Below are 12821 nucleotides of genomic sequence, written 5' to 3' on the forward strand. Positions count from 1 at the left end.
GCCACAGCAAAAGCAACATCATAGCGTGCAGCAGGTCCATCGATCAAACTGCGGGGCTGCCCCGGCCTCATTTCCCTCCATTGGCCTTGTGCTGGTCGCCGGCGATCACCACCGAGAGTTTGGCCGGATCGATCGCCTTGCGGAAGGCCGCGTTCAGCTGCGGCAGGGTCACCGCCATCAGCTTGCGCTCGAACTCGCGCGACCACTCGTAGGTCTTGCCGCGGTAGAGGTAGGAGGTCCAGCCGGCCGCCACCACCCCGTCTTCCGAACGGTTCTGGATACGCTGCTGCATCAGGCCCGACTTGGCGCCGGCCAGCTCCTGTTGCGTGAAACCGTCCTTGACGGCGCGCGCCAGTTCCTCGCGCACGGCCTTGTCCACGCGGCGCAGGTTCTGCGGCGCGGCGATGGCGCTGATGGCGAACATGCCGGAGCGGTCCATCTCGCCGGCCACCAGTTGCGAGCCGCCGCCGTACGACAAGCCTTCCTTCTGGCGGATCCGGTCCATCAGGCGCGAGCGCAGGCCGCCTTCACCGAAGATGTAGTTGGCCAGCATGAGCGCCGGGAAGTCCTCGTCGTCCACGTTCAGGTCCAGGTTCTCGCGCGCGGTGAAGAAACCGTTCTCCTTGTCCGGCGTATCCAGCGTCTTTTCCATCGGCTTGATGTCGGCGTAGCGGCGCAGCACCGGCGCCACATGCTCTTTCGCCTGCCAGTGGCCGAACAGCTGGTCCACCAGCGGCGTGACCTCTTTGGGATCGAAGTCGCCGACGATCGCCATCTGGGCCGGCACGCTGCCGTAATAGTCGCGGTGGAAGGCTTTCACCTGGTCGAGCGTGGCGGCCTTGATGTCGGCGATGTCTTCTTCCAGCGTGGTCTCGTAGCGCACGTCGCCGCGCGGGTAGATGTTGAAGTGCTCGGCCAGCGCGCGCGATGCCACCTCCTGCGGCTCGCTCCTGCCGGCCTCGAGCCCCACCAGCGCCTGCTGGCGCAGCTGCTCGAACTCGGTGGCCGGGAAGCTCGCTTCCTTGAGCACGTGCGCAACCAGCTTGAGCGCCTCGGGCAGGTTCTCGCGCGTGGTCTGGAAGTGCGTCAGGCCGCCCGAGATCTTGAGCTTGTCGAATGCGTCGGCCAGCTGCACGCGGTTGTACTTGTTTGTGCCGCGCATCAGCATGGCTGCCGTCAGGCCGGGAATCGCGTTCTTGCCGAACAGGTTCCTTTCGTCGCCGATGTGCTGGCGCAGGTCGACCGACACGGTGGCGCCGCGGTTCTTCTTGGGCAGCAGCGCGAGCGTGACGCCGCCCTCAAGCACGATCGTGGTGCGCTTGAGGATGTTCTCCTGCGTCGGCGCGAATTCCTCGGACACGTAGCTGCCGTTCTGCGGCTTGAAGTCCTTGAGCAGGTCCTGCGCCGTGGGCGCCACCGGGATCTGCGCGCGCTGCGGATTATCGTCCGGGATGAAGGTGCCGGTCACCCGGTTGTCGCGCCGGAAGTAGCGGCCGGCGGCAGCTGCCACCTCGTCGCCCTTGACCTGCTTGACGCGGTCGCGGCCAACGAAATACAGGCGCCAGTCGCCCAGCGAAATCGACTCGGACAAGGACACCCCGACCTTCTGCGGATCGTTCAGGCTGCGCTCGAAATCGTTGAGGTAGGCGCGCCGCACGCGCTCCATTTCCTCCGCCGTGGGCGGGTTCTTGTAGAAGCTCTCGACCGCTTCGGTGAGCGCGGTGCGCACCGGCTCGATTGGCGCGCCCTTCTTGACCACCGCGCCGAAGAACTGCAGCCCGGGCGCGTAGCCCGTTTGCGGAAAGGCGAACACCTCGCTCGCCATGCCCGAATCGACCAGCAGCTTGTGCAGGCGGCCGGTGGGCACGTCGCCCATGATGCTCGAAGCGAAATCGAGCACGTCGCTGTCCGGGTGCAGGCCGGACGGGATCTTGTAGCCGAGCGCGACGATCTGCACGTCGCCCTGGCGCCGCACGGCGTAGGTACGCTCACCATCCTGGGTCGGCTCCACGGTCCAGAACTTGGGCAGCGTGCGCTTGGGCTTGGGGATCGCGCCGAACAGGCGGCTGATGGTGCCCAGCGTGGCCACCGGGTCGAACTTGCCGGCCACGAGCAGCACCGCGTTATCGGGCTGGTACCAAGTGTGGTAGAAGGCCTGCAGGTTCTCGATCTTCACGTTCTCGATGTCGCTGCGGTTGCCGATGGTCGGGCGGCCGTAGGCGTGCCAGTCGTACGACAGGCTCTGCATGCGCTTCATCAGCACCTGGCCCGGCGAGTTCTCGCCGCTCTCGTACTCGTTGCGCACCACGGTCATCTCGGAGTCCAGGTCCTTCTTCGCGATGAAGGAGTGGACCATGCGGTCCGCTTCCATCTGCAGCGCCCACTGGAGATTGTCGCCGGACGCGTCGAACACCTCGTAGTAGTTGGTGCGGTCGAACGAGGTGGTGCCGTTGAACTGCATGCCGCGGTCGGCGAACTGGCGCGTGATGTCCGGGTGCTTGGGCGCGCCCTTGAACATCAGGTGTTCGAGCAGGTGGGCCATGCCGGTCTCGCCATAGTTCTCGTGGCGCGAGCCGACCAGGTAGGTGACGTTGACGGTGATGGTCGGGCGCGACGCGTCCGGGAACAGCAGCACCTTCAGGCCGTTGGGCAGCCGGTATTCGGTGATGCCCTCCACCATTGGCCCCTGCACCACGCCCTTGGGCAGTTGGAACGACCAGGCGGCGCCGGCAGCCAGAAAGGCCGCGCAGCCGACCGCAACAGGCGCGACGAAGCCGCGCGCGATTTTCATCCAATCCATGTCAATCCCGTCAGTGACGTTGCAAACGACGGGATGGTAACAGACGCTAGTGCCGGGCGCTCTTTTCGTGCGCTTGTTGATGCGAGCTGATGCGCGAGAGCTCGCCCATCTCGTCGGCCAGGAACTCGAGCAGGTCGTCGGCGCTGATGATGCCGGTCAGCCCGCCGGCGGCGTTGACCACCGGCACCCTGCGAATGCCGCGAAAGCGCATGCGCTCGATGGTCTCGTACACATCGTCATGTTCGGCGGCGGTCAAGAGGTCGTCGGTCATGATGTCGCCCACCTGCAGGCTGGACGGGTCGAGCCCGAGCGCGATCACGGAAACGACGATGTCGCGGTCGGTGACGATGCCAACCGGGATCTTTTCGCCTTCGGGCTGATCGACCACGACGAGGTCGCCGACATGGTGTTTTCGCATCAGCAAAGCTGCGCTTTGGACGCTTTCGTCGCGTTTGCAATACACCGTTTGGACGGTGGAAATTTCCCCGATGTGCATGGCAGTCCCCTCGTTGTTGTAGGCGCGCAGGGCTGCGCGCCGTGAACCACCGTAGCGTGCGCCACCGGCACGGCTTTGACCTTGCTCAAAGCCGCGATGGCGCGGAGCGGGATCAGGGTTTGCGTTCGCCGGGCAGCGGCACGAAGCAGGCGTCAACGACCTGCAGGTCGTTGTCCTTGGCGAAGTCGAGGACGAAGTGGTAGGCCAGCGGTTCCAGGTCCTGCAGCGCGCGGCTGACGACCACGGCTTTCAGGCCGTTGACGACGGTCGGGCGCACGTAGGGCGAGTACTTCAGGTGGGCGTTGCGTCCGTCTTCCGGGCGAAAGCAGGACATGGCGCCGCACAGGCGCTCAGCCCAGTCGCTGGGGCGGAATTGCCTTCCGCTGTTGGAAATGCCCAGAATAAAAAACTCGCCGGCGAGTTCTTTCCTGTTTTGCGGTAACTCGGCCATAGTGCTGCTTGGTGAATGCTGCGTGGAAGAGAACTTCAGTATTATATCTTATAGAAGACCTGAGGACGAGGTTTCTGGCGCCCGGATGGAAGGGTGTGGGCGAAAAGGTGGAAAACAATGCCGTCCCGGGAAACATGACACACCGTCACCCCGGCGAACGCCGGGCCCATGCTGAGCGTGCTGCGACGCTGCTTTGCAGCCATCGTCAACTCAAAAACGTCGTCCCCGCGGAGGCGGGGACCCATGCTGAGCGTGCATTCACGCGGCCTATGGGTCCCCGCCAAGGCGGACGGCGAGTCCGGGGACGACGGGCTATTGTTGGCGGCTTGCGCTCAGCCCAGCCAGACTGCGCTCGACAGGAGCAGCAGGAGCAGCATCCACAGCAGCAAAGCACGCCAGACCAAGCCCACCGTGCTCTGCAAGGCGCGCACGTTCGGCTCCTCGCCCGGCAGCACTTCGGCTTCGCTCTCGGACAGGTCCACCGTCGCGGCATCGGCCGGCAGCAGTTGCGGCGCGTTTTCGGCCGGGGTGCCCAGGCGCACACCCATCGCGCCGCCGCCCGCGGCCAGGATGATGCCCTTGGACTCGTCCGCCCAGCGGTTGGCGAAATTACGCCACGCGTACACGGCGTCCTCGAAATTGCCGACCACCGCAAACGCAATCGCGGTCAGGCGCACCGGGATCCAGTCGATCCAGTAGAACGCCTTGGCGGCAAACTTGCCGAACTCTTCGTTGCGCATGTGCTCGGGCTCGTTCCACGCGCGCGCCAGGTACTCGGCCACGCGATACATGACCGCGCAGGCCGGGCCGACCGGCATCAGGAACCAGAAGAACACGCCGAACACGTTGCGGTGCGTGGTGACCAGCGATTTTTCCACCGCAATGCGCGCGATCTCGCTGCTGTCCATGCCCACCGTGTCCATCCGGGTCCACTCGGCCAGCAGGGCGCGCGCCTGCGCCTCGTCGCCGGCGTTGAGCGCGAACTGGATCGAGGTGAAGTAATGGCTGTAGTGGCGGAAACCGAGCGTCAGGTAGACGATCAGGACGTTCCAGGCGAACACCGCAAACACCAGGTTGTAGTGCAGCAGCACCCAGTAGATGATCGCGGTCGGCAGCATCAGCACCGCCATCATCAAGAGCCAGCCCAGGCGCCCGTTGCCCGGCTCGCCGGCGTTGAACCAGCCTTCGATCCGCGCAGCCAGCCGCTTGATCCCACCGTACACCTGGTTATCTGCGCGCAAGGGCTTGAGTTGCTCGATCAGCAACGCGCACAGAATGGAGAAAAAAGTCATCGAAGGTCCTTGCTGTTTTTTGTTTATGGCAACTTTATGCTGCCCGCTACGATAGCGCAGAGGACCGCCGGAATCAAATCAAGGCTGTAAGAAAATGTTCCGGTCAGGCACGCAGGAAGTGAAACAGGTTGCGCAGCATGGCCGCGGTGGCGCCCCAGATGAAGTAGCGCTCGAAGGGCATGGCGTAGAAGTGGCGGCGGCCCTTCCCTTCCGGCAGTTCGTACGACAGGCGCTGGTGGTTCATTCCGTCCATCAAAAAGGCGAGCGGCACCTCGAAGATCTCGGCCACCTCGTTGGGGTCGGCGGCCAGCTCGAACGGCGGGGCCACGATGCCGACCACGGGCGTGACGCGGTAGCCGGTACCAGTCACGTGCTCGGGCAGCACGCCGACGATGTCGATGTGGCGGCGCGCCAGGCTGATCTCTTCCTCCGTCTCGCGCAGGGCCGTTTCGATGGGCGAAGAGTCGAATTCTTCCGACCGGCCGCCCGGAAAGCTGATCTGGCCGGCGTGGTTGGTCAGGTTGTCGGTGCGCTGGGTCAGCAGCACATGCAGGGCGCCATCGCGCGCCACCAGCGGCACCAGCACGGCGGCGCGCTTGAGCCTGGGGAACTGCAGCAGCCAGCTCTCGTCCACCTGCTCCGCCTGCCATTGCGGCGGCGGCGCGGCAAAGCGCTGGCGCACCCAGCTGGGCACCAGCCGCTCGGACGCGAGCGGGGGCTCGCCAGCGTAGCCTTCTACCGGCAGCAGTTGCGGGTCGAAATGAATCTTTGCCAAACGAAATCTCCAGCGGAAAAAGAAAAAGGCACCCGCCAAGGGATGCCTTTTTCAGCCATGCAGACGCGATTACTCGGCAGCAGCGGCTTTGCGGTTCGGCAGTTTTTCCTTGATGCGTGCCGATTTGCCCGAACGCTCGCGCAGGTAGTACAGCTTGGCGCGACGCACGTCACCACGACGCTTCACTTCGATCGAAGCGATCAGCGGCGAGTACAGCTGGAACGTACGCTCCACGCCTTCGCCCGACGAGATCTTGCGAACGATGAAGTTCGAGTTCAGGCCGCGGTTGCGACGCGAGATCACGACGCCTTCGTATGCCTGGGCGCGCTTGCGGTTGCCTTCGACGACGTTGACGTTGACGACCACGGTGTCGCCCGGTGCGAAGTCAGGGATGTTGCGGCCGAGGCGCGCAATCTCTTCTTGCTCGAGTTGCTGGATCAGATCCATTTTTATCACTCCAAAAACCATCTTGCTGGCGCCATCAAGTGCCCAGTAGAGGATGGGGGTTAACCAGCAGGCCTTGCGGCCCGCAGTTTTGCACCAACATGGTGCGGCTTTTACAACACAGGTTTTGCTAAACCTGCCAAAAACTGTTCGTCCGCCTTCGTCAGGAGCCCGGCGGTGCGCGCCTGCTCCAGCAAATCCGGCCGTTTTGTCGCGGTCGCTTCCAGCATGCGCTGGCGGCGCCACTTCATGATCTCGGCATGGTTGCCGCCCAACAGCACGGGCGGCACCGGCATGTCTTCGTACACCTCGGGCCGCGTATAGTGCGGCGAATCGAGCAGCCCGTTGACGAAACTGTCTTCGACCGCCGACGCGTCGTCGCCCAGTACCCCGGGCAATTGTCGCACCACCGCGTCCATCAGCGCCATCGCCGGCAGCTCGCCGCCGGACAGCACGAAGTCGCCCAGCGAAATTTCTTCGTCCACGCAGCGGTCCAGCAGGCGCTGGTCCACCGCTTCGTAGCGGCCGCACAGCACCACCAGGCCCGGCTCGTCCTTCAGCTGCATGACGCGCGCGTGGCTCAGCGGCTTGCCTTGCGGGGACATGAACACCACGCGCGGCGCCGGCAGGCCCATGGCCACCTGGCGCTCTTTGGCCGCGTTGATCGTCGCTTCGAGCGGGCGCGCCAGCATCACCATGCCGGGGCCGCCGCCGTACGGGCGGTCGTCCACGGTACGGTGGCGGTCGGTCGTGAAATCGCGCGGATTCCACAACGTGAGCCCCCAGCGTTCCTGTTCGAAGGCGCGCCGGGTCACACCCGACTGCGTCAACGCGGCAAACATCTCGGGAAACAACGTCACGACGTCAAACTGCATCGGGACCTCGCTCCAGGGTGGACGGGCTAATAATCCAGGCCCCAGTCCAGGGTAATCTTCTTGCCGGCCAGGTCGACTTGCTTGACGAACTGATCGACAAACGGCACGAGGCGCTCCTGCGCCTTGGCCTCATCGCCCTCACCTCGCACCGGCATGATGCGCAGGATCGACTGCGCGCCGTTGTGCATCATGTCCGCCACCTTGCCGAGGGCCTCGCCCTGCAGGTTGACAGCGTCCAGTCCGATGAGGTCGGTCCAGTAATACTCGTCGTCGGGCAGCGCGGGAAACTCGCTGCGCGGCACGCTGACCGAAGCGCCCTTGAGCGCTTCCGCCGCGTCGCGGTCCTTGACTTCGACAAGCGTGGCCACCACGTCGCCGCTGTGCATGCGCACGGTGCGCACCTGCACGGGCCGCAGGGCCGGCTTGTCCAGCCACCAGGTCTTTACCTTGAGCAGCGCGTCCGCGTCCGTCGAATACGGCGTAATGCGGATGCCGCCCATGACGCCGTACGCGCCCGACACGTGACCGACTTGCGCCAGGTCGGCGGGAACAGCGGGTGCGGCGTGATCGGTCAAACCTGGACAGCCTTGTTACTTAGGCAGCTGCCTTTTGCTGGGCGACCAGGCGGGCAACGGTCGGCGACAGTTGTGCGCCAACGCCTTGCCAGTGAGCCAGGCGGTCTGCAGCGATGCGCAGGCCAACTGCGGCGCCCGATGCCATCGGATCGTAGAAACCGATACGCTCGATGAAGCGGCCGTCGCGGCGATTGCGCGAGTCGGTTGCGACGATGTTGAAGAACGGGCGCTTCTTGGCGCCACCACGAGCTAAACGAATAACGACCATATTATTTCCAGAAAAATTGTACTGGGCGGAGAAAGCCGACGATTATAGCGCGAAACGTCGCGCAGCAGCAAGCCTTAACGACAACAGGCATGCTGCCCGGCCGAATTGAGCATTATCGCCGATTTTTCGGCGGCCCGCTACCGCGCAGCACAAGCGTACTGTGGCCTTTGCGCCGGTTTTGGACGATACTGCAGTCTTTCCTTGGAGACATTTCCTGCGCATGGCCAGCCGACACAAGAACAAGACCATCGCTACCCTGCGCGCCCTGCTCCTGGGCGGCCTGGGCGCGCACCGCTTCTACATCAAGCACCCGACTGACCGGATTGGCCTGCTGCACCTGTGCAGCGTGCCGGTGGCCGGCCTGGTCTATGGCCTGGGGCACGCGCCCAACCCGTTCTGGGTACTGCTGCCGCTGCTGGTCTCGTACTCGGCCGGCTTCATCGAAGCGCTGGTGATCGGCCTGACCCCGGACGAGAAATGGGACGCGGCCTACAACGCCGGCTCCGGCACCCAGTCCCGCTCGAACTGGGTGGTCGTGGTGCTGCTGGTGGCCACCATGCTGGTCGGCACCACGGTCGTGATCGCCACCATGTCGCGCATGTTCGACCTGCTCTACACCGGCGGCGCCTACGGCTGAACCGGCTCCTGGCCCAGGATCTGGCGCACCAGCGCCGCTTCGTCGGTAATGCGCCAGTGCTGCCAGATGCGGCCATCGCGGATCCACTCGACCTGCATCTGCCGCACGTCGATCTTGCGGTGGCTCGCGGGCATGCCGAACAGCTCGCCGCTGTGGGTGCCGGTCACCCGGGTGTACACGGCCACCTTGTCCGGCGCGACCACCATGTCCAGGATGTCGTAATGCAGGTCGGGGATCCCCGCGCGCATCGCCTGGACGATGGGCTTCAGGCCCGCCGGGCCGGCAGGCGGGTTCGGCGTGCTGGGGCTGTGGTTGATGTAGTCGGTGGCCAGCAGCTCGTCCAGCACGTCCACTTGCCCCTGGTTCCAGACCTGCTCGAAATAGCTGGTCAGTAAGCGACGGTTGTGTTCGATAATAGTGTTCAAGGACATGTTTTCCAGTTGTCGTTACGCGGACGTCCCGCGCAGGCGGCAGTGTGGAGCCGCACCCCACTCGTGTCATTAACCAGGGTTAATCGTGGATACCTCACCCTTGCTTGCCATGCTCGCGCGCTTTGAGCACGCTTTTGGCGCCCCGCTCCCGGAAGCGGGGCGCCTGGCGGCAGCGGTCCGCGTGCGCGCCCTGCGGCACCGGGAGGCGGCGTTCGAAGCGGGCGAACTGTGCAGCCATGTGTTCGCGGTGCGCTCCGGAATCCTGAAGCAGGTCTATTTCGGCGCCGACGGCAGCGAGCGGATTAAGAGTTTCGCCGCCCCCGGCGACCTCTTCGGATGTCCGTTCGCGCTGACCGAAGGCGGGCGAACCAGCTTTGCAAGCATCAGCATTGGCAGCGCAGTGGTCGAGTCTATCGACTTTCGCCTCGTCGAGGCGCTCGCCGAGCAGCACCCGGCGTGGCAGGCTGCCGTGGGGCTGGCCTTTCGCCGGCTTGCCGAGATCAAGGTGGTGCGCGAACGCGACCTGCTCATGCTGTCGCCAGCTGAGCTGTACCTCAAGTTCGCACAAGAGCGGCCGGAGCTTGCCGCAGCCGTGCCGCAAAAGGACCTCGCAGGCTATCTTGGGGTGACGCCGGTGGGGCTGAATCGCATCTTGCGGCGGCTGCGCGACACCCCCGCCCCCAGCCCTTGCGGGCAATAGGGCAGCGTGATCCCTGCGGGCGGCGGGCGCCGCCTCACCCGACGCCAGCTAAGCCCGGGCAACCGCCAGCCGCACCGGCTGGCGCAGCGACAAGCCGCCCACCGTCCGCATCAGAGCGTGGCCGGCCACACGTACTGCGGCACCACGCCCGGCGATTTGCCGATGATGATCAGGAGCTCGCGATGGCTGACGATCTGTATGGTTGCCGGGTCGCCGGTGAATGGCGTGAGCTTGCCGTTTTCAATGATGTAGTAGTGGATGTCCCCCGTCAGGCCCGCAACGCTGGTTGCCGTCAGCTCCTTGCCCCAGACTGAGAAGAACTGGCCAAAGGTGAAGTTCTTCTTCATGTCCGTCTCGTTGTGCACCACGCCCGTGTGGTCGTGCGTGTGCAGCTCGTAGGCGCAGCCCTTCAGCCCGATTTCCGCCGGCAGGCTCTGGCGCACCCCGTCCTTGTACAGCGAGACCAGCGAATGCACGTGGTAGGACTCGCCTGACGCGCAGTTGACGCCGTCGATGGGCTTGCCGGTGCCGGAGCCGTCCGGCCACTGCGCCGGGCTGTTGGAGATGGTGCTCAGCGGCGTGAGCTTGGTATCGAGGCTGACATCGAGCGGCGCCGGCGTGGGGGCCGGCGTCGGTGCCGGCGTTGGCGCGGGCGTTGGCGCGGGCGTTGGCGCTGGCGTAGGCGCAGGAGTCGGCGCAACGGTCGGTGCCGGCGTGGGGGCCGGCGTCGGGGCTGTCGTCGGCGCCGGGGTGGGCTGGGGCGGATCCTGCCCGCTCTGGTTCTGGTCGTGCGACGGGTTGTCACCGCCGCAGGCGGTGAGCAACAGCAGTGCCGACAGAGCCACGTGCGGCACCAATCGAGAATTCGTTTTGCTGACAGCCATGATGGGCGCTCCTGTAGTGGGTGTGATCGATGAAACCGACGAAACAAATCCACAAGCGGCGGCGCGCACGCGTCGTATGATTTTCTTGGAATGGACGCCCAACCCGACAGTACGCAGCCCCCAGCAGTCGTTCCTGAACATCGCGCTGTAGAGAATTCTAGGGGTGGGACTCAGCCGTTCATTTAGCGCGCATCAAGCAGGCGGTGGCGCGGAAACGAAACTCGGCCGTGAGGGCGTTGTCGTTGAACGGAAAGCGTTTGGTACGTTCCGGCAAATACAAAAACGTCGCCCCCGCTCAGGCGAGGACGACGTTTTCAGGCAACTGCGGGGCAGTCGGGAGGCTTAGAACTGGTCTTCAGCCAGCGCCAGCACGCCGGCGCTGCCCTCCACGATCGCAGTGCGCAGGCCGCCGGCTTGCGACAGGATGTGGTCGGCGAAGAAGCGCGCAGTGGTGATCTTGGCGCGCAGGAAGGCGGCATCGCCCTCGCCTGCCTGCAGCTTCTTGTGCGCCACCAGCGCAGCGCGCGCCATCTGCCAGCCACCCAGCACGATGCCGGCCAGCTTCAGGTACAGCACGCTGCCCGCGAACACGCCCTTGATGTCCGACTTGACGTTGGCCACCATGTAGTCCACCACCTGTTCCAGCGCCGCGCTGCCGGCCGCGAGCTCGCGCCGCATGGCCGCAAACTCGTCGCCCTGCACCTCGGCCAGCTGCGCCTCGGTGGCGCGCACCTGCGCCAGGATCGACTTGGCCACGGCGCCGCCGTCACGCACGGTCTTGCGGCCCACCAGGTCGTTGGCCTGGATCGCGGTGGTGCCTTCGTAGATGGTCAGGATCTTGGCGTCGCGGTAGTGCTGTGCCGCGCCGGTCTCCTCGATGAAGCCCATGCCGCCGTGGACCTGCACGCCGTCGCGCGCCACGTTTTCGCTCATCTCGGTGGACCAGCCCTTGATGACCGGGACCAGGTATTCGTACACCGCCAGGTTGGCCTTGCGGGTCGCTTCGTCAGGATGGTGGTGCGCCAGGTCCGACAGGCCCGCGCCCACGTACGCCAGCGCGCGCGCGGCCTCGGTCTGGGCGCGCATCGACATCAGCATGCGGCGCACGTCCGGGTGGTGGATGATCGACACCGGGCCGCTGGAACCGGCCAGGTCGCGCGACTGCACGCGGTCTTTTGCGTACGCCACCGCCTTCTGGTAGGCGCGCTCGGCCAGTGCGATGCCCTGCATGCCCACGCCGAAGCGGGCCGCGTTCATCATGATGAACATGTATTCCAGGCCGCGGTTCTCCTCGCCCACCAGGTAGCCGGTTGCGCCGCCATGGTCGCCGAACTGCAGCACGGCGGTCGGGCTGGCCTTGATGCCCAGCTTGTGCTCGATCGAGACGCAGTGCGCGTCGTTGCGCGCGCCCAGCGAGCCGTCTTCGTTGACCAGGAACTTGGGCACGATGAACAGCGAAATGCCCTTCACCCCCGGCGGTGCGTCCGGCGTGCGGGCCAGCACCAGGTGGATGATGTTCTCGGCCATGTCGTGCTCGCCGTAGGTGATGAAGATCTTGGTGCCGAACACCTTGTAGGTGCCGTCGCCCTGCGGCACGGCGCGGGTGCGCACGGCAGCCAGGTCGGAGCCTGCCTGCGGCTCGGTCAGGTTCATGGTGCCGGTCCACTTGCCGGTGATGAGCGGCTCGATGAAGCGCGCTTTCTGTTCTTCCGAACCGGCGGTGAGCAGCGCCTCGATCGCGCCGTCGGTCAGCAGCGCCACCAGCGCGAACGACAGGCTGGACGCGTGCAGCATCTCGATGCACGGCGTGGCCACCAGCTTGGGCAGGCCCTGGCCGCCGAATTCGGTCGGGTGCTGCACACCCTGCCAGCCGGCTTCGACAAAGCCCTTGAAGGCTTCCTTGAAGCCCTTCGAGGTGGTGACGTTGCCGTCGTGCCAGAAGCTCGGCTCCTTGTCACTCGGGTGGTTCAGCGGGGCAATGACCTCGCCGCAGAATTTCGCGTTTTCCTCCAGCACCGCTTCGACGGTGTCGGGGGTGGCGTCCTCGCAGCCGGGCAGCTGGCTGATCTCGGACAGGTTGGCCAGTTCGTTGAGCACGAACTGCATGTCTTTCAGGGGGGCGATGTAGCTCACCTTGGTCTCCTCGTAATTCAATGCGCAGATACAAAAACGTCGTTCCCGCCGCAACGGGAA

General features: G+C 65.2%; 14 protein-coding genes. 2 read left to right on the forward strand and 12 right to left on the reverse strand.

Features of this window, described 5'->3' with window-relative positions; translation table 11 throughout:
• Positions 1-67: 67 nt before the first annotated feature.
• From NX774_RS12580 to rpsP, 9 genes are all read right to left on the reverse strand, one after another.
• A complete protein-coding gene (locus NX774_RS12580) occupies positions 68-2800 on the reverse strand; it encodes a M16 family metallopeptidase (protein ID WP_370660424.1) in 2733 nt (910 codons plus the stop codon).
• Between the two features lie 46 nt (positions 2801-2846).
• The gene (locus NX774_RS12585) at positions 2847-3296 is read right to left on the reverse strand and encodes a CBS domain-containing protein (RefSeq protein WP_258822517.1); all 450 of its coding nucleotides are present in this window, start codon (positions 3294-3296) and stop codon (positions 2847-2849) included.
• A gap of 112 nt (positions 3297-3408) precedes the next feature.
• Entirely contained in the window at positions 3409-3747 is a 339-nt protein-coding gene (locus tag NX774_RS12590) for a DUF3579 domain-containing protein (protein WP_258822518.1), read from the reverse strand.
• Positions 3748-4079: 332 nt separating this feature from the next.
• Positions 4080-5039 (reverse strand): CobD/CbiB family protein, encoded by a 960-nt coding sequence (locus NX774_RS12595; RefSeq protein WP_258822519.1) that lies wholly within the window; start codon positions 5037-5039, stop codon positions 4080-4082.
• A gap of 103 nt (positions 5040-5142) precedes the next feature.
• Positions 5143-5814 (reverse strand): CoA pyrophosphatase, encoded by a 672-nt coding sequence (locus NX774_RS12600; RefSeq protein ID WP_258822520.1) that lies wholly within the window; start codon positions 5812-5814, stop codon positions 5143-5145.
• A gap of 69 nt (positions 5815-5883) precedes the next feature.
• Positions 5884-6261: a 50S ribosomal protein L19 gene (gene rplS / locus NX774_RS12605; protein WP_258822521.1), complete on the reverse strand. Its 378-nt coding sequence runs from the start codon at positions 6259-6261 to the stop codon at positions 5884-5886.
• A 110-nt stretch (positions 6262-6371) separates the two neighbouring features.
• Positions 6372-7133 (reverse strand): tRNA (guanosine(37)-N1)-methyltransferase TrmD, encoded by a 762-nt coding sequence (gene trmD, locus NX774_RS12610; protein ID WP_258822522.1) that lies wholly within the window; start codon positions 7131-7133, stop codon positions 6372-6374.
• Between the two features lie 26 nt (positions 7134-7159).
• Complete coding sequence (gene rimM / locus NX774_RS12615) at positions 7160-7708, reverse strand: ribosome maturation factor RimM (protein ID WP_258822523.1); 549 nt, start codon at positions 7706-7708, stop codon at positions 7160-7162.
• Positions 7709-7727: 19 nt separating this feature from the next.
• A complete protein-coding gene (rpsP, locus tag NX774_RS12620; RefSeq protein ID WP_258822524.1) occupies positions 7728-7976 on the reverse strand; it encodes a 30S ribosomal protein S16 in 249 nt (82 codons plus the stop codon).
• Positions 7977-8196: 220 nt separating this feature from the next.
• Here rpsP and NX774_RS12625 point away from each other — a divergent pair, with 220 nt between their 5' ends.
• Positions 8197-8613: an NINE protein gene (locus NX774_RS12625; RefSeq protein WP_258822525.1), complete on the forward strand. Its 417-nt coding sequence runs from the start codon at positions 8197-8199 to the stop codon at positions 8611-8613.
• Here the strand turns inward: NX774_RS12625 and NX774_RS12630 are convergent.
• Positions 8604-9038: an ester cyclase gene (locus tag NX774_RS12630; RefSeq protein WP_258822526.1), complete on the reverse strand. Its 435-nt coding sequence runs from the start codon at positions 9036-9038 to the stop codon at positions 8604-8606. The two genes, NX774_RS12625 and NX774_RS12630, sit on opposite strands and share 10 nt — an antisense overlap.
• 115 nt (positions 9039-9153) lie before the next feature.
• On the opposite strand from NX774_RS12630, the gene NX774_RS12635 reads away from it, so the two are divergent.
• Positions 9154-9744 (forward strand): Crp/Fnr family transcriptional regulator, encoded by a 591-nt coding sequence (locus NX774_RS12635; protein ID WP_370660431.1) that lies wholly within the window; start codon positions 9154-9156, stop codon positions 9742-9744.
• 110 nt (positions 9745-9854) lie between these two features.
• Here NX774_RS12635 and NX774_RS12640 read toward each other — a convergent pair whose 3' ends face one another.
• Both NX774_RS12640 and NX774_RS12645 read right to left on the reverse strand, forming a co-directional pair.
• Entirely contained in the window at positions 9855-10628 is a 774-nt protein-coding gene (locus NX774_RS12640) for a hypothetical protein (RefSeq protein ID WP_258822528.1), read from the reverse strand.
• Positions 10629-10970: 342 nt separating this feature from the next.
• The gene (locus tag NX774_RS12645) at positions 10971-12761 is read right to left on the reverse strand and encodes an acyl-CoA dehydrogenase (RefSeq protein ID WP_258822529.1); all 1791 of its coding nucleotides are present in this window, start codon (positions 12759-12761) and stop codon (positions 10971-10973) included.
• Positions 12762-12821 lie beyond the last annotated feature (60 nt).

It is taken from the genome of Massilia agilis, assembly GCF_024756255.1.
Classification (GTDB): Bacteria; Pseudomonadota; Gammaproteobacteria; order Burkholderiales; family Burkholderiaceae_D; genus Telluria; species Telluria agilis.